Raw genomic sequence first — 23,626 nt, 5'->3', positions numbered from 1 at the left:
GTGCCGGACCCGCAGCTCGCATCAGGGATTGTAGCGGTTGGTCCGGACTGTATACTGGGTTGCATACTAAAAGATGCTGCTACCCTTGAGAGAGGGGATTCAGTATGTACAACCGTCTGATAAGGCGACTCGAGCACGCTGGCGTATTATCAGGCGTCGAGATAAAAGCTCTGCAAGATGTAAATTTACGGGAAAGATTTGTGGTAGCTCGTTCTGATGTATACGATAATGATTTTGCTGACAATGTGCATCTCATATTGGGCGGATTTGCCTGTAGATACAAGTTGTGGGCAGACGGGAATCGCCGGATCATCTCCCTTATTGTTCCAGGCGACCTCTGCGACGGGCATGTGCCTATGCCATTTGTCTTTCAAAACAGAGTGGCAGCGCTTACCACCTGCAAAGTCGCGGATATTCCGCGTCAAACGATGGTCGAGTTGATCAACACATACCCCCGCATTGCGCGAGCGCTCTGGTGGGTAACTCTCGTAAAGCTCAGCACGATGCAGGCGTGGTTGGCCAATATGGGAAGAGAGGCTGACAAGCGAATAGCACACTTCTTTTGCGAGTTGCTTGTACGCTTGCATGCGGTTGGCCTTGCTGATGAGAGCAGTTATGAATTCAATCTCACTCAGTCTGATCTGGGGGAGATATTCGGATTGTCAAATGTTCACGTCAATCGTGTTTTGAAGTCATTGAAGGATGCTGATTTGCTAATCGTGGCAAATCGCCGAGTGACAATTCCTGATGTCGAGCGGTTAGAGCGATTTGCAGAGTTTGATCCCGGTTATCTGAGCGGCACTTTGAGCTTCGGTGAAGGGATCCGGCATGAAGCATGACATATTTGCCTGAGCTGACGTGCCTCTCACGGGTATACCCAATATCGACGTAAGGCGCGGTCTGGGGCGCCGTCATGTCGCCCCGATTGAGATGGAGATGACGCGCGGCCTCGCGGATTTCCTGCCTCGCTCCGCGACGCTGCCGGGTCGGCCTCTCAAGGACGACCCGGCTCACTTTCTGGACGGATCTCAACTGTGCGGGTGGACAACAAACCTGTCGGTCCGGCCCGCTGCGGGCCGTCAGCGCACTCTGCGGATCCAGAAGCGCTTCACGAGCGGGTGCACCGCAGCGACAGGCGCTCCTTCGCCTACATCCTCAGACGCGCGGCGGCCGCCCGCAGGCCCGCCTGATCGATCCACGTCGCCAGCTCGGGATCGCCCTGTTGTCGAGCCCGCACACTCAGGCTGGCGAAGCGGAGGAGCACCTTCTGCACCTCGTCATTGACCGGCGGGCGGGGAGGCGGAGCAACCAACACAGGAGACGGCACGACGAAGGAGCGTGAGGTCCCGGCCATCCTATGCTCCCACGAAGCAGCGTGAGTCGGCTTGCTAGCCCAGGCGGGAGCGGATGGCATTCACCCAGGAAGTAAGGCGACGAGCTGAGGGGGCTCTCGGCCTCGCGCGCCTGAGACCGGCCCGTTCGCATAAGCGCCAATATGCCAAGCCGAAGCTAAGGGCTGCCGGTACGGCAGGGCTACCCTGGCAGCGAGGATCATGCTTCCTCGATCAAGCGCGCATGTTCAGCTTCAGGCACGCCATAGCTGTCACCCGCCACGCCGAGCAGCGCCGGGCGGTTCAAGATCGTGATGCGCCCACGCCGGGCCCGGATGAGCTGGCGGCCCTCCAGGGCCTGGAGCGCCAAGGTCACGCTGGTCCGCTGCACGCCCAGCATCAGGGACAGGAACTCGTGGGTGAGTGCGAGCTCGTCACCCTCGGTCCGGTCGTGGCACATCAGCAGCCAGCGGGCGAGGCGCGCCTCGACCTGGTAGGTGGCATTGACGAAGGCGGTCTGCGCCGTCTGCACCATCTGCACTTGGACCGAGCGCAGCAGCAGGCGGCGCAGCGCTGCATTGGCGTCAGTGGCGCGCAGCAGGATGGGGGCCTCAATGGCGAGCATCGCGCCGGGGCTCTGGATCATGTGCTCGTAGGGCCCGCGGTCGCTGCCGAGCAGCACCGGGGTGGCGCCCACAAGGCCCTCCGGACCGACGAGCCCGATCTCGCTTTGGCCTCGCGGGCCCCCCGTGGTCATCGAGCTGAACCCGCTCTCGGGGAAGTAGAGCCGCTGGATCGGCACATTGGGGGCGACCAGCACCTGCCGCAGCTCTGTGGTGATCAGCTGGAGGTGAGGCTGCAGCTGCGCGTAAGTTTCGGGGGACAGCCGTCGGAGCAGGCGATTGCGCGCCGCAGATTGGAGCAGAGCCATCGTTGCCTCTCCCGCTCCGGCGGGGTGCCAATCTTCAGGACTGGTTTAACAGCTTGCGGCGGTGCGCCTAGAGGCGGAGAAGGCCGTTCTGTCGGATTGGCGGGCGAGGCGCCGCGGGGCGCGTAAGCGCATTTATGGAATGCGAATTGGCGCCTGCGCGATGTATTGCTGAGGTTTAGCGGGAGGTAGGCGGTACGCTTGAGATAAGGCGCCGTAGAACGGCCCACACGCGGACGTGCGGGCCGGCCCTTTCAACTGACGAACACTCTCGGGACGCAGCCTATATAGCCGTCGTTGGCTCGCATGCAGGCAATCGGGGATGCGGCGGGCTGACGCAAGCGTGAGGCAGCCTGTTCAGACTGCCCCACATCACCATCTAACTTGTCTGATGTAGCATGAATGTGAGTTAGTTTTGTTCTGTTATCGTTCTCTGAATTCTTCGTCTAGCTTATCATATGTCCATTTGATAAAAACATACCATGAACAAATATTAAGAGTGAGTTAAGACCTGTAACGACTCAATTATGTTTATAACGCAGGTTAACGGCGCAGAAGGCCGTTCGGACGCATCTGCGTCATAATCTCCTGGCCTACGATCCCGCGAATGGCACCTGTTGTGAGACGTCGCAATCCACGTCGCGCCTACGACGAGCACGGCCGGGAGATCCCGCCGCCCAAGATCGGCGCGCTGCGCGCGGACGGCCACTCTCACGAGGTCGGTCGACTGGGGAAAGCGTGGTCAGCAACCCCTGAAGGCGCTTTGTGTGGCATCCTCCGGGAGCGTGTATGCCTACCGCGTTTACAGATGGTCCTGAAAGGTGGGGCTTGCTCGATGAATTTAGTATTCAAAAGTTAAAGCGAAAGGTGCGCCCAATAAGCCTATCGCTGCTATTGCACACCCTGTGCAAAGCAAGAATTTTGTGTCATGTGAATCTTCGGATTTCCTTCGATATACCATGTTTAGACCTGAAACGGCTGCCGTAGCAACGCCAGCGGATATAAGCGACGACACAATAGTTATCATTCACGTTACCCCGATGCTGTCTCGAAGGGAACTGAATCTTGTTAAAGGTTGTCGACACAATTGCTTGAGAGGACCGCCGCCACAAGAGCACAGCCCGTGCTCTTTGGGGCTATATCTCGGCATCTGAGCGAGTTGGGCAGCACATCGCCAGCACGGGGCGACCGGATTTCCTGGTGGATCTCCTGCAGCAGGTCCACTGCCCGTGCTTCGCTCCCGTTGGCTGTAGGTCGAAGCAGACCAGCGTCATGCATGACGTGCTGGGGATCTACGCCCGGGGCAATGCCGAGTCCGGCTGGTGCGCGGGATCCGCCGGCCCGCTGCCGGCCCACTACCAAGTGGTCGGGCGGGACGTGCCGTGGCCCGACGGGTGGACGGCGATCTGAAAGGCCGTTTCTCGGCGCCTGGAAGGGGCTAGACGGCCGTCAAGCTTCGGCCCTAGAGCCCGTCCAAATAGTGCCTCAGAAGGGGGTCAGCGGAGCCCTCGCGCTCTCCAACGTTCAGCGCGATGGTGCCGCTGAGAGCTTGTTTCGCGTCTTATGAACGACTTAGTCTTAAGAAGTATTTATTAGTATTAGGAGGGGCTTATTGGATAGACTCTGGGGATCTTGTGCTGTTCCGCACATAATACAGGGGGAATTATCCTCATTTTGCTCCTGCCTCGCACAGAGGCCAAAAGGAGCAAAAAATGATCAAGACCGTTCTCAGTGCCGCTCTTATCTCTGGGATTGCGGCTGTTAGCTTCGCTGGTTCCGCAGAAGCCCGTGGGTTTGGTGGGTTTCACGGCGGCGGCTTCCATGGTGGGTTTCATGGGACCGGCTTCCGGGGAGGTGGGTTTCATCACTTCACCCGCTTCCACCACAGGCGGGTTTTCTTCCGCCATGGCTTTCGGCGCTTCAGCTCCAACGACACTGGCGGCGTGAGCACCGATCGCCTCAACGGCCCGGCCGAGTACCGCCTCGGCGCGTGATCACCTCGCAGCAGTAAATCGCGTGATGGGACCTTCGGGGAGTCTGCCGAAGGCCGCATGCGCCCCGCGCTGGGCCGGATCAGCCGCATGTTAGGCGTCCCAGCGCGGGGCGGGTTCAGCCCCCTCCTGGAATCACGGCCATCTCGGCCACTCAACCCCACCCATACCGCTTATCGGACGGGTTTTTAGGCGTTCCTCCGGCTGGAACCCCTGAGGGCCTAGGCCCCAAAGGGGAGGGAGCCCTCAGGCGACCGACCCCAAGGCCGCCGGCTGCGACCCGATCCGCTCCGAGAAAGTCTCTGGCACCAGCACCAACGGCCGCGTCGAACTCAAAACCATCCTCGAGTTCATCGGCGAGGGGGATACGCTGGTGGTCACCCGCATCGATCGCCTCGCCCGCTCGATCGGAGACCTCCAGGACATCGTGAAGATCCTCAAGGCCAAGGGCGTGATCCTGAAAGCGACCAAGCAGCCGATCGACACCAGCACGGCGACCGGCAAGGCTTTCCTCGATATGCTCGGCGTGTTTGCCGAGTTCGAAACCAACCTGCGCCGCGAGCGCCAGCTGGCCCTCCTCCACGAACTTGCGGGTCTCACCGAAGAGGCCGGCGCCCGCGAGCGCGACCTACAAGCCCGCCTGAACGACGCCGAGCGGGGACCTGGTGGCGATGCGCGCTCGGCCATGGTGGCGGCGCCTTGCAGGTTGATCTCCGGAACCACCGGTGAAGGTGGCGGCCTGGCGTCGAAGCCTCCATCCAGATACCAAGCCGCCATCTCGCACGAGATCGAGAACCTCGACGGATACACCTACTCAGCCGCCCAACGCGCGAGGATCGCCTCGGCCTCGGCCGGGCTCTCGCGGATCCGCCGCACGGTCTGCCAAGAGAGCTTGGTCTCGGCCGCGATGACACTCAGGCCGACGCCCTGGGCGAGCATCGCCCGCACCGTGGCGAGCTGCTCGCGGTCGAAGGACGGCTTCCGGCCTCGGTAGGCGGTCTCCCGGCTCTTGGCGTGCTCGATGCCGGCCTTCTGGGCTTCCCTCGTCGCCTCCAGCTCCGCCTCGGCGCTCGCAGCCATGAACCCGATCAGTGCGTCCCTGATCGCCCGCTGCATCGGGTCCTTCGTCGCGCCGTCGAAGGTCATGTTCGAGATGATGGTCCGGACGATGACCCCGCGCCGCATCATCTCCCGCATCGTATCGGTCACGTCCTCGTAGTTGCGGCCGAGCCGGTTGATCCAGCGCACCACGAGCGTGTCGCCCCGGCGCAGCAGGTCGAAGAGCCGGCGGCCCTCCGGCCTCTCCCGAAGCGGCTTGCGACCACTCTCGCCATGGTCGGCGACGACCTCGTCGAAGGTGAAGCCGGCCTCCCCGGCCTGGGTCCGCTGGTGGGCGAGCGGATGCGCTTCTCGCGGTGGCCCGCCCGTCGGGGCAAGATGGACCGAAGATTGCTCGGGTCGTCATTCCGCGTTGATGTTGAAGCGACGCGTCAAGGTCTATTTCGGGATTATCGAATACATGCTCTTGTGATACTCAACGTCCTCGCATTTAGCGCCGATTAGTTCAAATTCGCCAGAGCTTGATGGCCTGGCCGTGGGGACTCGGCCGCTAGATAGGCGAAATAAGTGTTTGTTACTGGATGTCGCTGTCAGGTGGTGGAATATTGATATTTCTCTCTTCTTCAACGTTAGAGACGCCTTCGACCTGACGCAGAAGATTAAGTTTATCACGGTCGATCACTCCTGTGAGAACGCCGAGATCATCGAGTTTATGCTCAACTTTCATGCCGATTTGCTTGGCGGCAGTGGCAACCGTGGCAATTTTATTCATGTGGGAGTCGCTGATATTCAGCGTGAGACGAACCTTGGTCATTCTGCTTTCACTCCACTGTCATCCAACATGTAGGAGCTGGCCTAGCGGAGTGAAAGCAATCTTGGCGAATATCTCAAGGCGCCTGCACCAATCCCGCGCCAATGTCACGTGTTAGGAGAGGCAGGCGCCGAGCCGACTGGGTTAGTATGCTCATCAGGGCGCGACCGCGAAACTGGGGATCGCATTCCGCCCAGAGAGCCGCGATACCGGCAACATGCGGGGTTGCCATGCTGGTCCCGCTGATGCTGTTGTAGAGAACAGGCCGCGGCCAACTTGAGCGGATGTCGACTCCCGGGCCTGCAATATCGACCTGTCCCCCCTCCGGATTAAGGCCTCCACAGGAGAACGGGGCGACTTGGAACTGACGATTAAGGGCACCGACCGCCATAATCGAAGGGCAATTCGCGGGATGACCGACCGGAGCGATGAACCCGGGACGCTGGCTCTCATTGCCGGCCGCTGCAATGATCAAGGTTCCCCTGGCCAGCACTCGCCGCGCTGCGTGTTCGAAAACTCGGGAGTATGACTGACCTGGTCCCACCCTGCCGCCGAGCGACATGGAGATGATGGCACAGCCGTTTGCTACTGCCCACTGGATACCCGATAAGATGCCTCCATCTGCGCCACTGCCCTGGTTGGAAAGAACCTTACCGGCGAAGATTTCGGCCTCATAGGCGATCCCGTACCGGGGTAGCTGCCCCGGCCGGCGAGCCCCGCAGGCTGTTCCGATGCAATGAGTTCCATGTCCGTGCCCGTCTTGGACCTGCTCCCCCTGGATGAAGGATTGAGTTGTAATCCGTCGACCCGCAAAGTCCGGATGTCCGGCATCGAGGCCGGTATCGAGAACCGCAACTCGGATACCGCGGCCGGTAAAGCGAGAGGCCGGTACCTTAGAGTCCGTTGGGAAAGGGTGGCCAAGAGAAAATGCGGGATGATAGAGCATGTCTGCTCGTCTCGAATGGATGAATGGCCCCTCCTTGGTCTGGACCGCTGCAAATCGGCCGCGCTATGATCGTCGCAGCCAGAGATACCCGAGTGATATGACGAACGACGAGTGGCTCACCCTGGAGCCACTGCTTCCTGTCGCGGAGGGGATCGGGCGGCCCCGGACCTATCCTATTCGGGACATCATGAACGGCATCCGCTACGTGCAGCGGTACGGCATTCCCTGGGATGCCATGCCAAAGGATCTGCCGCCCGCCAGTCTCTGCTACGATTACTGGCGGTTGCTCACCGATGGCGGCCACATGGACCGGATCAACCATCATCTCGTGATGAGGGATCGTGAGAAGTCCGGGAAAGAAGCCAGTCCAACGCTGGCGATTGTGGATGCCCAGGCGGTGAAGTGTGACGCCCCGCAAGGCGAGCGCGGGTACGATGCGGCGAAACAAGTGCTGGGGCGCAAGCGGCATCTGGCGGTCGACAGCGACGGACGCCTGCTTGCGGTGATGATCACTCCGGCCAACGTTCAGGATCAAGAGGGCGGGATCCCGCTCGTCAAGCGCTTGGTTCGTCTCTGTCCCTGGATCAAGACAATCGTGGTGGACGGTGGGTACAAGGCCCGTTTCATTGAGGCGGTTCAGGCTGGCACGAGCCGTGTCGTGGAAGTGGTCGTACGGCCGCAATTTGGGAAGGGCTTTGTGCTTCTGCCGAAACGATGGCGGATTGAGCAAAGCATCGGCGCTCTCACGGTGTCGCGCCGTCTCAAGCTGGATTACGATACGCTGCTTCACATCTCGGCGGCGGCTATGCTTTTCGCCTCTATAACTCGGCTTCTCGCGTCAATCACTATGAAATGACCCTTTCCCAACGGACTCTTAGTGGCCTGCAGGCCCCAAGTGAGTTCGGTCTCAATAAAAGAGGGAACGGCTTCAGCACCAAGTTCTCCCGGCACTGCGCCGGTCAGGGCATCATAGAGATGATTCACCGCATCGCGGTACCCTTTCAAATAATCCAACGGGAACCCAGCGGAGCTGGGCGGAGATAAGCCCGGGAGGCCCGGCTGCATGGGCCCGTCCTCAATTGCATAGACAATACGCTCAGGCTCAATGGCGAGAACACCGGAATCGGCGGCAGCCACGCCAATGGCCTGCACCTGGTCGGGTGGGGCATCCACAACGGCGATGCCCAGTTCCGGAAACATCAATGCATTAGCACCGCCGAGGTCGTCGATCGATGCACCCTCCTTAATGTCGGCGGTGCTCGCGACGCTAAGTCCAGCCACGTTGGTGAGCACGGAAGCGGCAGTACCCTCCTCCAATAGAACCAAGAACCGCCCGGTTGTGCCGGGAGGACTAATTCCCTGCATTTCAACGATCGCCGGACTCGGCTGCTCCTCTGTGTTCTGATCTCGTGGTATTCGTGAACTAGGTCCTTTCCTCGGCGCTCGTGCCATAATTTTCTCCTCTTTATGCTGGATGTTAGTCAATCGAGCGGCGGGTAAGCTGGCCTGCATGACTAAGTGGGCGTGACGGGTAGGGTGATGACGACCCTCGTCAGAGACACCCGATGCCTGACCTGCCCACCCGCTTCGCCAGGCTCATCTTGGCGTTCGCGCCACTCTTCGTCCACCGCTCTTTGCGACACGCCCAGCTTCTGCTGATCGGCGCCACCGCGACCCCTGGCCTGCGGACAGTGACGGGGCGTGTAGCAAACTCCGAGGTGGGCCGCAGGTGCGCTTCGACAGCCTCGCTTTCACACTTTGTTCGCTGCGGGAAGCCCAAAGCAGTAGGCGAGCAGTTGGTTCTGCTCGCGCACAGTCCACGCGAACACAAACCCAAAGCCCTTACGCAGCCACAGCTCAACGAGACACGCTCGTCCGTTTGAGTATACCCTATCAGACGCAAGTGTCTCGTAAGAGCTTCTGTGAGACATCCGAGACACGGCTTTCCGCTCTGCTCCTATGCGGCTCTTCGGATGAGGCCTATGCTCAAACATCCGCTTTTCTATGCTGATCGCGCATATCGGTTGCGGGTGGAACCGGACGTCAGCGACTGTTTGTATTCAGCGCCACGGCCGCGCGGATGAGCGCCTTCAACGCCGTTTCGTCGATCTGGACACCTTTTTCGATATCAATCGCGCGTCTGATGTTGCCTTCAAGGCTGGAGTTGAACAGGCCTGACGGATCATCAAGCAAAGCACCCTTCGCGAACGTCAGCTTCACTTTATCTTTGTAAATCTCGCCGGTGCAGATGATCCCCGCGTGCGACCAGACCGGGACACCGGCTGGATTAGATGGCTTGCGCCATTTCACCTCCTCGATGACATCAAGGTCAGCCTCGCGGATGAGATTGCGGATGCGCGCGAGCATCTCGCCGCGCCAATCGGCCAGCGCCGTAATCTTGACGTCAATCAGCTGAGATGCAGTCTTCGCATCCTTGGCGGCCGTTGCACCTGCAACCTCGGTCTTCTTGTCGGCCATATCACGATCCTGCCCAAGCGGTTCACTACCTAGTGGTCCAAATCAGACGCTTGGTACCCACCCAAATAGCAGACCTGAGATCGCGAGAGGCCAAGAGCAGTAGGTTCGAAGTGTCAGATTTGGACCACTAGGTGCCAGCACAAGCCAACGTCCGCAACGGGTCGCGAATGGCTTGTAGCGTGCCAAACGCCTATGCACGTCCTGCAACCCAGAACACGTACTCTGTCGTTCTTGGGTATACCCTATTGCGCGGGGAGGCTGAGCTATCTCCTCGCGCGAGGCACTTTCTTCGGCCGTTCACATGGAAGGTTGAAGCAAGCTAGCCCGATTTCCCTCGGTATCGAGAAACGACACATACTCTCCGACGCCGGGAATCTGCATAGGATCTCCTAGGATCTTGCCACCGGCACGCAGAATTTTCTCCATTGTGCCCCTAATGTCGCCCACACCGATGACAATAGCAGGAACCTGTGCCGGCCAATCCGCTCTCTTCTCCCAAAATCCTCCGTCGATAGAACCCCGTGGGGCATCTGGCTTGACGTCAGCGTTGGCTGTCGTGACGATGACATAATTGCCCATTTCTGGGCCAAGTTTCTGTGCCTTCCAGCCGAATGCGCTTTCGTAGAACTGGACCATACGGTCACGGTCCTCATAGGGCATTTCGAAATGGACAACAGGATCCATGTTGCATGCTCCGTTTCGTGAGGATCTTATTTCAAAATCTGTCGGCGTTGTAACTGCTTACTGGTTCACGTGCACGATCACGAAGGGGTAGTGGGCGAGGCAAGTGACCCGCGCGCCGCCGACTGCCCTTATGAGAACAAATAGTAAACATACTGTTCCAGGTAGCCGGTCAAGGAAGCCGTTCAGGTCCGTGCTGCTAGGGTCGGCCTTCTATCAAGGCCTGTACCCATGCGCCTGACCACACTCTCTCTGACCGTCGTCGCTGCGCTCACCGGCCCGGCTCTTGCGCAACCGGGCGCCACCGTTGGCCTGCCAATCGGAGCCGGGCTCGCCCCAAAGCCGGCTCCTGCTCAGAAGCCAGTCACGGCCGCGCCTGGCGGCGCGATCTTCCCGAACGCCATCGCACCCAAGTACGCTAAGCAGCCTCCCGGCAAGGCGCGCCAGCAGACCTGCCTGGATCAGTACCACGCCAACAAGGCCGCGGGCGGCGCCGGCAATGGCGGCCTGAACTGGATCCAGAAGGGCGCCGGTTACTACTCGGAGTGCAACAAGCGCCTGAAGGGCTGAAGGTCCTCTGAAGTGACGCGCGAGGTACCGTCACAGGAGGATCACACCTCCATCTTCGGCCGCCGTGCAACCCTCCGGTATGCGGTCAAGCATGTCCGGGCTCATGTGCGTGAGCAGGACGGACTTCGCGGCCATGGCAGGCAGGTGCTTCCGCAGCGTGGCCCAGTCGAGATGATAGCGAACGGGCCGCTCGGCCGTGTAGGCTTCCGCGATCAGGAGGTCGACCTCACGACCAGCGGGGTAGAGCGCGTCCACCCATTCCGTGTCGCCCGTGTAGCAGAGTGTGCGCCCCTCGCAGGCCAGACGCAGCGCATAGGAGGGCGCACCGGAAGGATGGCGGACAGGGAAAGCCGTCACGGTCACGCCGTCCACCTCGGTCGGCATCTCCGGCCCCAGCTCGATAAGGCGCAGGTCGAAGCGGCGCTCGACGGTGCTGGATCCGGGGAACATGGCCTCCATCAACGCAGCCAGGCGCTCGCGCAGAGTGGAGGGGCCGACAATCGTCAGGGGCGCGGTGCGTCGGCTGACGAGCTGTGCGTCGAGGATCAGGAAGGGCAGCCCGCCGAAGTGGTCGCCGTGCAGGTGGGTCAGGAAGACGGTCTGGATGGCGTTGGGCTCGACGCCGAAGCGGCGCATCGCGATCAAGGCGGACGCGCCACAGTCGATCAGGAAGCGCGTGGCCGGCGTCGTGATGTGGAAGCAGGTGTTGAAGCGACCTCCCGAACCGAAGGCGTCGCCACACCCGAGGACGCGCACCTCCATCGTGCCCTCCTCTCAAGTCCTGCAGATGCGCTGCTATGGAGGCTGAGTCGCCCCGCGCCAAGGCCCGCCGTGAGACCCGTGAGCGGGAGATCTGGGCGGAGCAGGATCGGAAGCCCGAACTTGCAGGTGAGCGTGTTGTGTGAGGCGTCGCGTCCGCCCGCAACAGCGCCTTGCGCAGACAACGCTCTTCCCGTCGGAAGAGGGATCATGGGCGGGCCAGACGTAGGTCACGACGGCCCCTGCCCCTGTAGCCTGAACGCCGATGCGTTCGCGTTTGCGACAGGCCCGTAGCGAGCCGCGCCTCACTACTTAGCCCCATCTTTATTGATGGTAATTCCTGTAGCGTCCCGACCTGCGGCCACACTATTGTCTGTCGCTGCTATATTCGTGTTCCCTTGCCGGAAGACCACCAATCCTATAGCTACCACTAAAGCTGCCAGAGCTAGTGCCGCGACGAGCCAAGTTGTCGGGACTGCGCGTTTTCTGGCTGGATGAATGTCTTGTGCCATCGCTTTCTCGCCCATCGGCACAGCCATCGGAAACGCGGGCCGTTCGGGAACATCGTGGCTGGCCTGCCCGGGGAACAGGGGCGGCTCATCCGGCTTGAGGCGGATACCTTCGACACGCTGGAGAAGCTTACGGCGTGCCTCCTCCTCGCTACAACCAACCAAGTCGACATAGACGATTTGGGCGAGCAGGCCCTCAAGATTGCACGGCCGCACGCGCACGGGCAGCAGCAGATCGTGCTCGCTTGTGGCATCCTGGGCAAAGCGCGCCGCCCACTCGGGGGCGGTGAAGCGGGAGGCAAGGTAGTCGGGCGAGAGCACGGCGATGGTGCGACGTGACTGAGCGTGTGCTTTATCCATCTCAAGGACGAAGTTGCCCTTGAAATCCCAGTCTTGAAAGAAGACTGAGTAGCCCTTTTCCTCTAGCACCCAGGCAATCCAGGCCGCCCATGCGCGGTCAGCCTTGTTGAAGCTGACGAAAAAATCGCGCTTATTGGTTGAACTGTCGATCACGGATGCCCTCTAACTAAACCATTAGCTTAGAGCTGATCGAACTCTCTCGCTTTGAGCAACTATCTCATTGACGCAGAAAAATCTCGGCCTGCGCTTTCGCGCGCCGTGCACGAACGTCCGCGACCCATTCAGGAGGCCAAACGCCTGCGATGACGCTCAGGCTTGCGTCAAAGGCCGCGACCGCCTGCTCCAGCCGCCCCGGCCCGCTCTCCCGCTCCCCGAGCCTCTGAAGCGCAGTGCCGAGATTCATCTGCGTCTGGGCCCAGTCGAGCGGCACCCGCTCGCGCGTCCGCTCCTGCAGGGCGGCGGTGTAGGCCGCCACCGCCTGCTCCAGACGCCCCGGCCCGCTCTCCCGCTCCCCAAGCACCGCGAGCACGAGGCCGAGATTGTTCTGTGTCATGGCCCAGTCGAGCGGCACCCGCTCGCGTGTGCGTTCCTGCAGGGCGGCGGTGTAGGCCGCCACCGCCTGCTCCAGCCGCGCCGGCCCGCTCTCCCGCTCCCCAAGCACCGCGAGCGCGAGGCCGAGGTTCATCTGCGTCTGGGCCCAGTCGAGCGGCACCCGCTCGCGCGTCCGCTCCTGCAGGGCGGCGGTGTAGGCCGCCACCGCCTGCTCCAGACGCCCCGTCCCGCTCTCCCGCTCCCCGAGCCTGAAAAGTGCGGTGCCGAGATTGTTCTGTGTCATGGCCCAGTCGAGCGGCACCCGCTCGCGCGTGTATTCCTCCAGAGCGGCGGTGAAGGCGGCCACCGCCTGCTCCAGCCGCCCCGGCCCGCTCTCCCGCTCCCCGAGCCTCTGAAGCGCAGTGCCGAGATTCATCTGCGTCTGGGCCCAGTCGAGCGGCACCCGCTCGCGCGTGCGTTCCTGCAGGGCGGCGGTGTAAGCCGCCACCGCCTGCTCCAGCCGCCCCGGCCCGCTCTCCCGCTCCCCGAGCGCTTTGAGCGCATTGCCGAGGTTGTTCTGTGTCATGGCCCAGGCGAGCGGCACCCGCTCGCGCGTGTATTCCTCCAAGACAGCGGTGTAGGCCGCGACCGCCTGCTCCAGCCGCGCCGGCCCGCTCTCCCGCTCCCCGAGCCTCTGGAGCGCGAGGCCGAGGTTGTTCTGCGTCCCGGCCCACTCAAGGGGCACGCGCTCACGTGGCCGCTCCGCAAGCACAGTACGGCAGAGGTCGGCAGACTTACGCAACGCGTCATTGTCGCCGCGCTCGTAACCTTGCCAGTACAAAGCCCCTGCCTGCCGCTCTACAAGAGCGCTGTGCTCGTCGAGATGTCTGGAGGGAACGTAGGACGCCGCTTGGCCATACAACTCCGCTGCTTCCAAGTACTTCCGCTCCGTCTGAGCCACGTCCCCTTCCGCTGCTGTCGAGCGCGCCGCGCCCAGCTTCTGTGCGTCCACGGCCGCCTGCGCCTGATCCCGCAGCTGCTCTGCCGCCTCGGCCGCGGCCAGCTGCGCCTGCGTGGCTTGCCGCAGCAGCTCACGCCCCCGGTCCAGATGGCCAGCTTCGATCTCCGCCTGCGCCGAGGCGACCAGGGCCTTGGCGGTCGGATTGTCCGGGTTCAGCCCCGCCACCTGGGCCTTGAGCCGCATGTAGTCGGTGGCCACCTTGGTCAGCACCTCGGCCAGGCGCTCGTCCGGCACGTCCGGCTGCTCGCCGACAATGCGCAGCAGCGTCTGCGCTGCGCTGGAGGTGATGCCGAGGCGCCGGCTGATCGCCTCGACCCTGTCCAGCAGGGAGCCAGCGCCCTCAACGGCGGCCTTCGTCACCTCCCGCAGCTGCTCGGGCGTGAGGCCGAAGTTGCAGGTGAGCGTGTTGTGTGAGGCGTCGCGCCCGGCCGCGACCGCGCAGGTGGTCGCCGTCACTGACGAGCCCTCGGCCGCCGCGCTGCCCCGTGCTGCCAAGACGATCAGCAGCGCAGCCGCGAGACCCACGGTTACTTCTGGCCGGCGTCGGCGCATGATGCGGTGTTGCCGGCGCCCTGCGGCGCGGCCCCATTGTAGATGATCGTATTGTGTGACGCATCGCGTCCGCCCGCAACAGAGCCTTGTTGCGCGCAGACGACGCTCTTCCCGCCGGACGAGGGATCATGGGCGGGCCAGACGTAGGTCACGACGGCCCATGTCCCTGCGGCTAAAGCGACGAGACCGCCCCCGATCCACGAGAGGATTTCGCGGTTCTTCGGCTCGCCGATGAACGATGCGATGCGGTTCATGCGTGGCCTCGCCAGCGATGAAATGCAAACCGCCTGCTCAAAATCTCGCGCGCAACAATATACTCACACCGCACGAAATCCACAAATTGCTTTCGATAACTACTTCTTCTGCCGCCGGCGGATCTCGGCCTGCGCTTTCGCTCGCCGTGCACGGACGTCCGCGACCCATTCAGGCGGCCAAACGGCTGCGATGACGCTCAGGCTTGCGTCAAAGACCGCCACCGCCTGCTCCAGACGCCCCGTCCCGCTCTCCCGCTCCCCGAGTCTCAGGAGCGCGGTGCCGAGGTTCACCTGCGTCATGGCCCAGTCGAGCGGCACCCGCTCGCGCGTGCGTTCCTGCAGCGCGGCGGTGAAGGCGGCCACCGCCTGCTCCAGACGCCCCGTCCCGCTCTCCCGCTCCCCAAGGACTCGGAGCGCGACGCCGAGGTTGTTCTGCGTCATGGCCCAAGCGAGAGGCACCCGCGCGCGTGTGAATTCCTCCAGGGCGGCGGTGTAGGCCGCAACCGCCTGCTCCAGACACCCCGTCCCGCTCTCCCGCTCCCCAAGGACTCGGAGCGCGGCGCCGAGGTTGTTCTGCGTCGTGGCCCAGGCGAGAGGCACGCGCTCGCGCGTGAATTCCTGCAGGGCGGCGGTGAAGGCGGCGACCGCCTGTTCGAGCTGTGCCGTCCCGCTCTCCCGCGCCCCGAGCCTCTGGAGCGCGGTGCCGAGGTTGTTCTGCGTCATAGCCCAGTCGAGCGGCACGCGCTCGCGCGTGCGCTCCTGCAGGGCGGCGGTGAAGGCGGCCACCGCCTGCTCCAGACGCCCCGTCCCGCTCTCCCGCTCCCCAAGCCTGTGGAGCGCGGTGCCGAGGTTGTTCTGCGTCGTGGCCCAGGCGAGAGGCACGCGCTCGCGCGTGAATTCCTGCAGGGCGGCGGTGAAGGCGGCGACCGCCTGTTCGAGCTGTGCCGTCCCGCTCTCCCGCTCCCCAAGCCTCTGGAGCGCGGTGCCGAGGTTCATCTGCGTCTGGGCCCAGGCGAGCGGTACGCGCTCGCGCGTCCGCTCCTGCAGGGCGGCGGTGTAAGCCGCGACCGCCTGTTCGAGCTGTGCCGTCCCGCTCTCCCGCTCCCCAAGCCTGTGGAGCGCGGTGCCGAGGTCGTTCTGCGTCATAGCCCAGTCGAGAGGCACCCGCTCGCGTGGCCGCTCTGCAAGCACATTCCGGTAGAGGTCAGCTGACTTGCGCAAGGCGTCATTGTCGCCGCGCTCCTCGCCTTGCGAGTACAAAGCCCCCGCCTGCCGCTCGATAAGAGCGCTGTGCTCGTCGAGACGTCCGGGCGGAGCATAGGCAGCCGCTTGGCCATACAGCTCCGCTGCCTCAAGGTACCGCCGCTCCGTCTGAGCCACGTCTCCCTCGGCCGCCATCGAGCGTGCCGCGCCCAGCATTTGCGCATCCGCGGCCGCCTGCGCTTGATCGCGCAGCTGCCGCGCCATCTCGGCCGCGGCGAGCTGCGCCTGAGTGGCTTGCCGCAACAGCTCACGCCCCCGGTCGAGATGGCCCGCCTCGATCTCCGCCTGCGCCGAGGCGACCAGGGCCTTGGCAGTCGGATTGTCCGGGTTCAACCCCGCCACCTGGGCCTTGAGCCGGACGTAGTCGGCGGCAACCTTGGTCAGCACCTCGGCCAAGCGCTCGTCGGGTACATCCGGCTGCTCGCCCACAATGCGCAGCAGGGCCTGTGCCGCGCTGGACGTGATGCCGAGCCGCCGGCTGATCGCCTCGATCCTGTCCATCAGGGGACCGGTCGCGCCCTCGACCGCGGCCTTCGTCGCCTCACGCAGCTGCTCGGGCGTCAGCCCGAAGTTGCAGGTGAGCGTGTTGTGTGAGGCGTCGCGCCCGGCCGCCACCGCACAGGTGGTCGCCGTCACCGACGAGCCCTCGACCGCCGCGCTGCCCCGCGCTGCCAAGACGATCAGTAAGGCAGCCGCGATCCCCGCGGTTACTTCGTACCGGCGTCGGCGCATGATGCGGTGTTGCCGCCGCCCTACGGCGCAGCTCCGTTAGAAGTAATCGGAGTGTGTGATACGTCGCGGCCGCCCGCAAGAGAGCCGTGCCGCACTCTCTCATCTTGCGCGAACCTCCGCGATCCATTCCGTCGAGGCGACCGTGAACGTCCGCGCCTTTGCATCGATCCCCTCGCTTGCAAAGTTGCAAGACTGCGGCATCCTAGAGCCGAGTTAAGCGGCTTGATCGAGACCTTTCCGCAAAACACCACGAGCGGAGGGAACAGATGGATCCCATCACGACGGCACTGGTGGCGGGTGCTGCAGTAGCTCTCAAGGACGTGGCCAGTGACGCCGTAAAGGCTGCATACCACGGCCTAAAGGATCTAATCAAAAATAAGATCACTAGCTTGACCAATCTTGAGGATGATCCGAAAGACGAGGATTACCGTAGGGCGACCAGCAAAGAACTAAATAAGAAGGGCTTGGACAAAGACCCTGCCGTGCTGGAGAAAGCCAAGGAGTTGACCTCCGCTCTTGAGCGCGAGCCTCCCGAGCGAGTCGCTCCAGCCCTCGCCTCAATCGGCATCACCATTCAGGATATCCAGACAGCCGGCGACCTGATTATTAAAAATCTCAAGGCCGGCGGCAGGTTGGAGATCAGTGGACTCCAAGCCGGGGCGGCGGAAAAAAACGGGTAGGGGCGAGCGATCCCGGGTCGGGATCGCTCGTCGCGCAGCACCTGCAGGCCGCCCGCGACATTATCATCCGGCTCGGCGGGGCAGCTGTAGCATCCAAGTTCTCCGGCAAGATCCAGCCGTTCCTCGAGGAGTACCTGATCACCGAGACCGAGGCGGGGCCGGCGGCAGCCCCGTTCGGCGGTCGCGATCACGCATTCGGTCGGCTCGACGGCTGGCTTGCGGACGAACGTGCCTGTCCCCGCTTCGTCCTGGTCGCCCCCGCGGGGCGGGGCAAGAGTGCCCTGCTCGTGCACTGGATCAAGCGGCTGGAACAGGCCGGGCGCATCGGCCAGGCCGAGGGCGCGTGGCGCCTCGCCTTCGTGCCGATCAGCCTGCGCTTCAACACCAATCGGCCGGAGGTCTTCTACGAGGCCATCGCCGCGCGCCTGGCCGAGATCCTCGGCCAGAGCCTGCAGCCGGCCCACACCGACCCGGCCGCCTACTACGAGGATTGGTGCCGCAGGCTGATCGACGAAGCCATCGCGCAGAACCTACGGGTTCTGGTGGTGCTCGACGGCGTTGATGAGGCTCTGGGCGGGCGCTTCGGCGCGACCTGGTTCCCCCGCACCCCCGGCTCGCAGGTGCGCCTGCTGGTCTCTGCGCGTCTGCAGGTGGGCGATCAGGACGCGCGCGGCTGGGTCGAGCGGCTCGGCTGGGGAACCAGCGTTCGGGTGCAAACCTACGAGTTGCCGGTCTTGGCTCAGGACGGCATCCGAGACCTGCTCTGCAACGCTGGCGCGCCCGTCGACGTTCTTGCGGCCCGGCCGGAGATCGTCGGGAAGCTGTACAGGCTCACTGACGGCGAGCCCCTCCTGCTCAGGCTGTATGTCGAGGACCTCTGGAAGCGCGGCGATGAGACCGGCGGCCTGACGCTTGAGGACCTCGAACGCATCAAACCAGGCTTCAAGGGCTACTTTGACGACTGGTTCGGTCGCCAACACGAGGCTTGGGAGGCGGAGCGAAGGGACGGGGCCCGGATCGAGGAGGCAACCCTCTTCACCTACCTCGCCGTTCTGGCCTGTGCCTACGGTCGGCTAACCTCCGAGGAACTGAACGACCTCGCCCGGCGGGTGCACGGCATCCCCCCTGCCTTCCGCACCACAGATGCACTAAAGCCGCTGCGGCGCTTCATCATTGGCACCGGCCGGCGGTCACGGGACGAGGATGCGGGCTATGTTCTGAGCCATCCGAAGTTCGGTGAGTTCCTGCGGGAGGATTATCTCGACCAAGCTTGGATCGAACGGGCTCGTCAGGCTTTTGCGGACTGGGGTCGTGCGGTCCTGCACAACCTCAGCACCGGAGACTTGCCCCCGGAGAAGGCCCCTTCTTACCTGCTGCAGTACCTTGGCCAGCACTTTCTGGACACGGATGCACCAGCGATCGACTTCATGAGCCTGGTCTCGGAGGGTTGGCTGCGGGCGTGGGAGAGCTTCGAGGGCGGGTACCGCGGCTTTTCGCAAGATGTCAGACGAGCCAAGGATGCTATTGCACAACATCATACTAAAGGTCTGACCGAAGGTCAGACTTTCTGGGCGTGGCAGTTTCGCTGCCAACTTGTCCTGGTCTCCATCGCCAGCATCGGCTCGCAAATTCCCCACGATCTGATTGCACAGTGTGTGCAGCACGGTGTTCTTTCGCCGCGCCAAGCCCTGCACTGGCTGGACTATCAAAGTAGCACTAGCCGTGCTCAAACCCTGGCGGGGCTCGCCCCGCATCTGCCGGAGCAGTTACTGCCCGAGGCGTTGCAGGCCGCGCGGACGATCCAGGACGAAGACGAGCGCTCTCGAGCCCTGGCGGGGCTCGCCCCGCATCTGCCGGAGCAGTTACTGCCCGAGGCGCTGCAGGCCGCGCGGACGATCCAGGACGAAGACGAGCGCTCTCGAGCCCTGGCGGGGCTCGCCCCGCATCTGCCGGAGCAGTTGCTGCCCGAGGCGCTGCGGGCCGCGCGGGCGATCCAGAATGAGAACGCGCGCTCTCGAGCCCTGGCGGGGCTCGCCCCGCACCTGCCGGAGCAGTTGCTGCCCGAGGCGCTGCAGGCCGCGCGGGTGATCCAGGACGGTAGGCAACGCGCCCACTTCCTGGCGGGGCTCGCCCCGCATCTGCCGGAGGCGGAGCGCGTCCACGCCTTTGCCAATGCGCTGCAGGCCGCGTGGACGATTTGGGACCAGGGCGAGTGCGCCCACTTCCTGGCGGGGCTCGCCCCGCACCTGCCGGAGCAGTTGCTGCCTGAGGCGCTGCAGGCCGCGCGGGCAATCCAGAATGGGGGCCCGCGCGCCCGAGCCCTGGCGGGGCTCGCCCCGCATCTGCCGGAGGCGGAGCGCGCGGGCGCCATTGCCGAGGCGCTGCAGGCCGCGCGGGCGATCCAGAACGAAGACGCGCGCTCTCGAGCCCTGGCGGGGCTCGCCCCGCACCTGCCGGAGGGATTGCTGCCCGAGGCGCTGCAGGCCGCGAAGGCGATCCAGGACGAAGACGAGCGCGCCGGTGTGACCTGGGTGCAACGACCCCTGAATGTACCGGAGGGACAGCGGGAGGGACAGCGGCTTGCGGCGCTGCAGTGGGCGATCCAGGATGACGAGCTACGCGCTCAGGCCCTGGCGGAGCTAGCCTCGCACCTGCCGGAGGGATTGCTGCCCGAGGTGCTGCAGGCCGCGCGGGCAATCCAGAATGGGGGCCCGCGCGCCCGAGCCCTGGCGGGGCTCGCCCCGCATCTGCCGGAGGCGGAGCGCGCGGGCGCCATTGCCGAGGCGCTGCAGGCCGCGCGGGCGATCCAGAACGAAGACGCGCGCTCTCGAGCCCTGGCGGGGCTCGCCCCGCACCTGCCGGAGGGATTGCTGCCCGAGGCGCTGCAGGCCGCGAAGGCGATCCAGGACGCGCGCGAGCGCGCCCGAGCCCTGGCGGGGCTCGCCCCGCATCTGCCGGAGGCGGGGCGCGTGGACGCCTTTGCCGAGGCATTGCAGGCCGCGCGGGCGATCCAGAACGAGAACGCGCGCTCTCGAGCCCTGGCGGAGCTCGCCCCGCACCTGCCGGAGGGATTGCTGCCCGAGGCGCTGCAGGCCGCGCGGGTGATCCAGGACGCGCGCGAGCGCGCCCGAGCCCTGGCGGGGCTCGCCCCGCATCTGCCGGAGGCGGGGCGCGCGGACGCCTTTGCCGAGGCGTTGCAGGCCGCGTGGGCGATCCAGAACGAGAACGCGCGCTCTCGAGCCCTGGCGGAGCTCGCCCCGCACCTGCCGGAGCAGTTGCTGCCCGAGGCGTTGCAGGCCGCGAAGGCGATCCAGGACGAGAACGCGCGCTCTCGAGCCCTGGCGGGGCTCGCCCCGCACCTGCCGGAGGGATTGCTGCCCGAGGCGCTGCAGGCCGCGCGGGCGATCCAGAATGAGAACGCGCGCTCTCGAGCCCTGGCGGGGCTCGCCCCGCACCTGCCGGAGGCGGAGCGCACCGACGCCTTTGCCGAGGCGTTGCAGGCCGCGCGGGCAATCCGGGATGAGGACGCGCACGCTCACCTCCTGGTGAGCCTAACTCCGCACCTGCCGGAGGCGGAGCGCGCCGGCGTGATCGCCGCGGCGCTGCAGGCCGCGCGGGCAATCCAGGACGAGAGTGTGCGCGCCCGAGCCCTGGCGGGGCTCGCCCCGCACCTGCCGGAGGCGGAGCGCGCCGGCGCCTTTGCCGAGGCGCTACAGACCGCGTGGGCGATCCAGGACGATAGGCAGCGCGCCGACCTCCTGGCGGTGCTCGCCCCGCATCTGTCGGAGGGATTGCTGCCCGAGGCGCTGCAGGCCGCGCGGGCGATCCAGGACGGCAGGCAGCGCGCCCGAGCCCTGGCGGGGCTCGCCCCGCATCTGTCGGAGGGATTGCTGCCCGAGGCGCTGCAGGCCGCGCGGGCGATCCAGGACGGCAGGCAGCGCGCCCGAGCCCTGGCGGGGCTGGCCCCGCACCTGCCGGAGGGATTGCTGCCCGAGGCGTTGCAGGCCGCGCGGGCGATCCAGAACGAGAACGCGCGCGCCCGAGCCCTGGCGGGGCTGGCCCCGCACCTGCCGGAGGGACTGCTGCCCGAGGCGCTGCAGGCCGCGCGGGTGATCCAGAACGAAGACGCGCGCTCTCGAGCCCTGGCGGGGCTCGCCCCGCACCTGCCGGAGGCGGAGCGCGCCGGCGTGATCGTCGAGGCGCTGCAGGCCGCGAAGGAGGTCCAGAACGAAGACGCGCGCGTCCACCTCCTGGTGAGCCTAACCCCGCACCTGCCGAAGGCAGAGCGCGCCGGCGTGATCGCCGCGGCCCTGCAGGCCGCGAAGGCGATCCAGAGTAAGTGGATGCGCGCCCAAGCTCTGATGGGGCTGGCTCCGCATCTGCCGGAGGCGGAGCGCGCCGGCGTGTTCGCCGCGGCGCTGCGGGCCGCGTGGGCGATCCAGAACGAGAACGCGCGCGCCCACCTCCTGGCGGAGCTCGCCCCGCACCTGCCGGGGGCGAAGCGCGCTGGCGTGATCGTCGAGGCGCTGCAGGCCGCGCAATCAATCCAGGATAAGAACGCGCGCGCCGATCTCCTGGCAGGGCTGGCCTCGCACCTGCCGGAGGCGGAGCGCGCCAAGGCGTTCGCCACGGCGCTGCAGGCCGCGCGATCGATCCGGGACGAGAGCGAGCGCGCCGATCTCCTGGCAGGGCTGGCCTCGCAGCTGCCGGGGGCGGACCGCGCCGGCGTGTTCGCCGAGGCGCTAAAAGCCGTGAAGGCGATCCAGAACGAGGATGCGCGCGCCCGAGCCCTGGCGGAGCTAGCCCCGCATCTGCCGGAAGGGTTAGAGGAGTGCGCCTTGTACTCCTTTGTGCAAATTATAAAAATGCGGCGTGGCGCACTTTTTCATTATTTCGTGAGTTTCATTCCTGCTATTTCTCGGCACGAGGGTTGTCACGCATTACAAGAAAGCAGACTTGCTATATCTGAAGCGACAAAATGGTTTTGTTAGATCATGTGTACTCTGTCGCGCCGACATGCATCAACGATCTAGGCCTCAGCAACCGTCTTGTCCCGCTCTCACTTTCGCGGAGCGCTGAGGCGGCGTGCTGGGGCGCACGGTTCGGGCGGTAAGCTGGTATGCTATCATACTAGCATACAGTTATAGAGGTACGCTGCTAGAGAAGTTTGCTTGCTTACAGGCACGCTAGGGTGCAGGCGTACAGAGATGCTAGCTTAACGGTTCGTTGGTGTGCAGGCGTGCTAATGGAGCAGCGAAGCGGCATGCCGGCATGCCGGTGAACCAGTGCGAGCCGACCGATGAATGTGCTCAGCCTCGTCACGCAGAAGGGTGGAAGGGCTTGTCGCAAACTCGGAGCCGGGGACGCAGCAGGGGCTCTGCCGTCCCGCTTTCACGCTTTGTTCGCGACGGGAAGTCCGAAGCAGTGCGCGAGCAGTTGGTTCTGCTCGCGCACGGTCCACGCCCCCGCGAACCCGAAGCCCTTGCGCAACCACAGCATGGCCTCGAAGCCCTGGATCGTGCGCCGCCCCGTGGTGAACGAGCGGAACCCGCCCACGCGGGGCATCGGCCGCTTGACCCGGAAGTGGTCGCTCTCGATCCCTTGCTGCAGGTGCTTGGTGACGTGGTGGGTCGGTGCCCGGGGCAGCAGACCCTCCTCGTGGCTTTCGGCGATGGCCGGCGGGTAGGGGCCGGCTCCATCGGTGCCGATGCGATCCGGCGCGAGCAGCGGCTCCTCCTTGAGCATCTTGCGGAAGAAGCGCTTGGCGGCGTCCAGGTCGCGGTGGGCGGTGAGGAGGAAGTCGACCGGCTCCCCGTGCTTGTCGATGGCGCGGTACAGGTAGCGCCACTGGCCCCGGATGCAGATGTACGTTTCGTCGACGCGCACCGATCCGCAATGCGGTTTGCGGAGCATGCGTAAGCGGCGCTCGATGGCCGGCGCGTAGGCGAGCACCCAGCGATTGAGGGTGGAGTGATCCACCTCCAGGCCGCGTTCGAGCAGCATCTCCTCGATGTCGCGGTAGCTCAGGGCGTAGCGCAGATACCAGGAGACAGCTTGGACGATGAGCGTGGCCTCGAAGTGCCGGCCCTTGAAGTCGCCGCGAGCTTGGCGCTTCAGCTTGAGGGCGAGGGCGTTGAGGATCATGGGCCGGCTCCGGGGCGGAGGCGGCA

20 protein-coding genes and 3 pseudogenes are annotated in these 23,626 nt (G+C 64.5%); 8 read left to right on the top strand and 15 right to left on the bottom strand.

Translation table 11 applies throughout. The features are described from left to right. Positions 1-104: 104 nt before the first annotated feature. Positions 105-839 carry a Crp/Fnr family transcriptional regulator gene (locus MNOD_RS44160; protein WP_015932538.1) on the top strand — a complete coding sequence of 245 codons (735 nt, stop codon included), beginning with the start codon at positions 105-107 and terminating at the stop codon, positions 837-839. Between the two features lie 308 nt (positions 840-1,147). Here the strand turns inward: MNOD_RS44160 and MNOD_RS28985 are convergent, their stop codons facing one another. After that, on the bottom strand, positions 1,148-1,354 hold the full coding sequence (locus tag MNOD_RS28985) for a hypothetical protein (RefSeq protein ID WP_015932537.1): 207 nt from the start codon (positions 1,352-1,354) through the stop codon (positions 1,148-1,150). 197 nt (positions 1,355-1,551) lie between these two features. Beyond that, positions 1,552-2,262, bottom strand: a complete 711-nt coding sequence (locus MNOD_RS28980; protein ID WP_015932536.1) for a Crp/Fnr family transcriptional regulator — start codon at positions 2,260-2,262, stop codon at positions 1,552-1,554. A gap of 1,197 nt (positions 2,263-3,459) precedes the next feature. On the opposite strand from MNOD_RS28980, the gene MNOD_RS28975 reads away from it, so the two are divergent. From MNOD_RS28975 to MNOD_RS44150, 3 genes and pseudogenes are all read left to right on the top strand, one after another. Then, complete coding sequence (locus MNOD_RS28975) at positions 3,460-3,669, top strand: hypothetical protein (RefSeq protein ID WP_015932535.1); 210 nt, start codon at positions 3,460-3,462, stop codon at positions 3,667-3,669. Positions 3,670-3,971: 302 nt separating this feature from the next. After that, entirely contained in the window at positions 3,972-4,253 is a 282-nt protein-coding gene (locus MNOD_RS28970; RefSeq protein ID WP_015932534.1) for a hypothetical protein, read from the top strand. A 259-nt stretch (positions 4,254-4,512) separates the two neighbouring features. Then, positions 4,513-4,821: pseudogene (locus tag MNOD_RS44150) on the top strand (recombinase family protein); the annotation flags it as partial. A gap of 239 nt (positions 4,822-5,060) precedes the next feature. Here MNOD_RS44150 and MNOD_RS28960 read toward each other — a convergent pair. From MNOD_RS28960 to MNOD_RS44140, 3 genes and pseudogenes are all read right to left on the bottom strand, one after another. Further along, a pseudogene (locus MNOD_RS28960) lies at positions 5,061-5,648 on the bottom strand (recombinase family protein); the annotation flags it as partial. A 235-nt stretch (positions 5,649-5,883) separates the two neighbouring features. After that, positions 5,884-6,123, bottom strand: coding sequence for a hypothetical protein (locus tag MNOD_RS44145; RefSeq protein WP_012634277.1), 240 nt, complete (start codon positions 6,121-6,123; stop codon positions 5,884-5,886). 73 nt (positions 6,124-6,196) lie between these two features. Next, the gene (locus MNOD_RS44140; protein ID WP_244424584.1) at positions 6,197-7,066 is read right to left on the bottom strand and encodes a S8 family peptidase; all 870 of its coding nucleotides are present in this window, start codon (positions 7,064-7,066) and stop codon (positions 6,197-6,199) included. Between MNOD_RS44140 and MNOD_RS28950 the strand changes: the two genes are divergently transcribed. After that, complete coding sequence (locus tag MNOD_RS28950; RefSeq protein ID WP_015927380.1) at positions 7,065-7,922, top strand: IS5-like element ISMno12 family transposase; 858 nt, start codon at positions 7,065-7,067, stop codon at positions 7,920-7,922. The two genes, MNOD_RS44140 and MNOD_RS28950, sit on opposite strands and share 2 nt — an antisense overlap. Here the strand turns inward: MNOD_RS28950 and MNOD_RS44135 are convergent. The 4 genes and pseudogenes from MNOD_RS44135 to MNOD_RS44130 all read right to left on the bottom strand — a co-directional run bounded on the left by MNOD_RS44135 (position 7,853) and on the right by MNOD_RS44130 (position 10,228). Then, positions 7,853-8,359, bottom strand: a complete 507-nt coding sequence (locus MNOD_RS44135; protein WP_198157549.1) for a hypothetical protein — start codon at positions 8,357-8,359, stop codon at positions 7,853-7,855. The genes MNOD_RS28950 and MNOD_RS44135 overlap by 70 nt on opposite strands. A gap of 458 nt (positions 8,360-8,817) precedes the next feature. Then, positions 8,818-8,922, bottom strand: a pseudogene (locus MNOD_RS47200) (IS6 family transposase); the annotation flags it as partial. A gap of 187 nt (positions 8,923-9,109) precedes the next feature. Continuing rightward, positions 9,110-9,544 carry a DUF1801 domain-containing protein gene (locus MNOD_RS28945; RefSeq protein ID WP_015932532.1) on the bottom strand — a complete coding sequence of 145 codons (435 nt, stop codon included), beginning with the start codon at positions 9,542-9,544 and terminating at the stop codon, positions 9,110-9,112. A 297-nt stretch (positions 9,545-9,841) separates the two neighbouring features. Further along, a complete protein-coding gene (locus tag MNOD_RS44130) occupies positions 9,842-10,228 on the bottom strand; it encodes a VOC family protein (protein ID WP_015932531.1) in 387 nt (128 codons plus the stop codon). 228 nt (positions 10,229-10,456) lie between these two features. Here MNOD_RS44130 and MNOD_RS28940 point away from each other — a divergent pair, with 228 nt between their 5' ends. Further along, positions 10,457-10,795, top strand: a complete 339-nt coding sequence (locus MNOD_RS28940) for a hypothetical protein (protein WP_012634281.1) — start codon at positions 10,457-10,459, stop codon at positions 10,793-10,795. 30 nt (positions 10,796-10,825) lie between these two features. Here MNOD_RS28940 and MNOD_RS28935 read toward each other — a convergent pair whose 3' ends face one another. The 5 genes from MNOD_RS28935 to MNOD_RS28915 all read right to left on the bottom strand — a co-directional run bounded on the left by MNOD_RS28935 (position 10,826) and on the right by MNOD_RS28915 (position 16,776). Next, positions 10,826-11,557 carry an MBL fold metallo-hydrolase gene (locus MNOD_RS28935; RefSeq protein ID WP_015932530.1) on the bottom strand — a complete coding sequence of 244 codons (732 nt, stop codon included), beginning with the start codon at positions 11,555-11,557 and terminating at the stop codon, positions 10,826-10,828. Positions 11,558-11,862: 305 nt separating this feature from the next. Next, a complete protein-coding gene (locus tag MNOD_RS44125) occupies positions 11,863-12,576 on the bottom strand; it encodes a toll/interleukin-1 receptor domain-containing protein (protein ID WP_015932529.1) in 714 nt (237 codons plus the stop codon). 64 nt (positions 12,577-12,640) lie between these two features. Then, positions 12,641-14,500, bottom strand: coding sequence for a tetratricopeptide repeat protein (locus MNOD_RS41810; protein ID WP_050783417.1), 1,860 nt, complete (start codon positions 14,498-14,500; stop codon positions 12,641-12,643). A 2-nt stretch (positions 14,501-14,502) separates the two neighbouring features. Then, positions 14,503-14,781 carry a hypothetical protein gene (locus MNOD_RS28920; RefSeq protein ID WP_015932527.1) on the bottom strand — a complete coding sequence of 93 codons (279 nt, stop codon included), beginning with the start codon at positions 14,779-14,781 and terminating at the stop codon, positions 14,503-14,505. 99 nt (positions 14,782-14,880) lie between these two features. Beyond that, entirely contained in the window at positions 14,881-16,776 is a 1,896-nt protein-coding gene (locus tag MNOD_RS28915) for a tetratricopeptide repeat protein (RefSeq protein WP_043749592.1), read from the bottom strand. A 266-nt stretch (positions 16,777-17,042) separates the two neighbouring features. Here MNOD_RS28915 and MNOD_RS41805 point away from each other — a divergent pair, with 266 nt between their 5' ends. After that, positions 17,043-17,456, top strand: coding sequence for a hypothetical protein (locus MNOD_RS41805; RefSeq protein WP_015932525.1), 414 nt, complete (start codon positions 17,043-17,045; stop codon positions 17,454-17,456). 287 nt (positions 17,457-17,743) lie between these two features. After that, positions 17,744-22,447: a hypothetical protein gene (locus tag MNOD_RS41800; RefSeq protein ID WP_015932524.1), complete on the top strand. Its 4,704-nt coding sequence runs from the start codon at positions 17,744-17,746 to the stop codon at positions 22,445-22,447. A 400-nt stretch (positions 22,448-22,847) separates the two neighbouring features. On the opposite strand, the gene MNOD_RS28900 is transcribed toward MNOD_RS41800, so the two are convergent. Continuing rightward, positions 22,848-23,600 (bottom strand): IS6-like element ISMno37 family transposase, encoded by a 753-nt coding sequence (locus MNOD_RS28900; protein WP_015932523.1) that lies wholly within the window; start codon positions 23,598-23,600, stop codon positions 22,848-22,850. Between the last annotated feature and the right edge of the window lie 26 nt (positions 23,601-23,626).

Origin of the sequence: Methylobacterium nodulans ORS 2060 (genome assembly GCF_000022085.1) — a bacterium.
Classification (GTDB): Bacteria; Pseudomonadota; Alphaproteobacteria; order Rhizobiales; family Beijerinckiaceae; genus Methylobacterium; species Methylobacterium nodulans.
Note: the sequence above shows the minus strand (reverse complement) of the source record. Positions and strands in the feature narration are given on the sequence as shown.

Coding starts and splice junctions, on each gene's coding strand:
- MNOD_RS44160 (WP_015932538.1), top strand. CDS start 105: ATGTACAACCGTCTGATAAGGCGACTCGAGCACGCTGGCGTATTATCA.
- MNOD_RS28985 (WP_015932537.1), bottom strand. CDS start 1,354: ATGGCCGGGACCTCACGCTCCTTCGTCGTGCCGTCTCCTGTGTTGGTT.
- MNOD_RS28980 (WP_015932536.1), bottom strand. CDS start 2,262: ATGGCTCTGCTCCAATCTGCGGCGCGCAATCGCCTGCTCCGACGGCTG.
- MNOD_RS28970 (WP_015932534.1), top strand. CDS start 3,972: ATGATCAAGACCGTTCTCAGTGCCGCTCTTATCTCTGGGATTGCGGCT.
- MNOD_RS44145 (WP_012634277.1), bottom strand. CDS start 6,123: ATGACCAAGGTTCGTCTCACGCTGAATATCAGCGACTCCCACATGAAT.
- MNOD_RS28950 (WP_015927380.1), top strand. CDS start 7,065: ATGTCTGCTCGTCTCGAATGGATGAATGGCCCCTCCTTGGTCTGGACC.
- MNOD_RS44140 (WP_244424584.1), bottom strand. CDS start 7,066: ATGCTCTATCATCCCGCATTTTCTCTTGGCCACCCTTTCCCAACGGAC.
- MNOD_RS28945 (WP_015932532.1), bottom strand. CDS start 9,544: ATGGCCGACAAGAAGACCGAGGTTGCAGGTGCAACGGCCGCCAAGGAT.
- MNOD_RS44130 (WP_015932531.1), bottom strand. CDS start 10,228: ATGGATCCTGTTGTCCATTTCGAAATGCCCTATGAGGACCGTGACCGT.
- MNOD_RS28940 (WP_012634281.1), top strand. CDS start 10,457: ATGCGCCTGACCACACTCTCTCTGACCGTCGTCGCTGCGCTCACCGGC.
- MNOD_RS28935 (WP_015932530.1), bottom strand. CDS start 11,557: ATGGAGGTGCGCGTCCTCGGGTGTGGCGACGCCTTCGGTTCGGGAGGT.
- MNOD_RS28920 (WP_015932527.1), bottom strand. CDS start 14,781: ATGAACCGCATCGCATCGTTCATCGGCGAGCCGAAGAACCGCGAAATC.
- MNOD_RS28915 (WP_043749592.1), bottom strand. CDS start 16,776: ATGCGCCGACGCCGGTACGAAGTAACCGCGGGGATCGCGGCTGCCTTA.
- MNOD_RS41805 (WP_015932525.1), top strand. CDS start 17,043: ATGGATCCCATCACGACGGCACTGGTGGCGGGTGCTGCAGTAGCTCTC.
- MNOD_RS28900 (WP_015932523.1), bottom strand. CDS start 23,600: ATGATCCTCAACGCCCTCGCCCTCAAGCTGAAGCGCCAAGCTCGCGGC.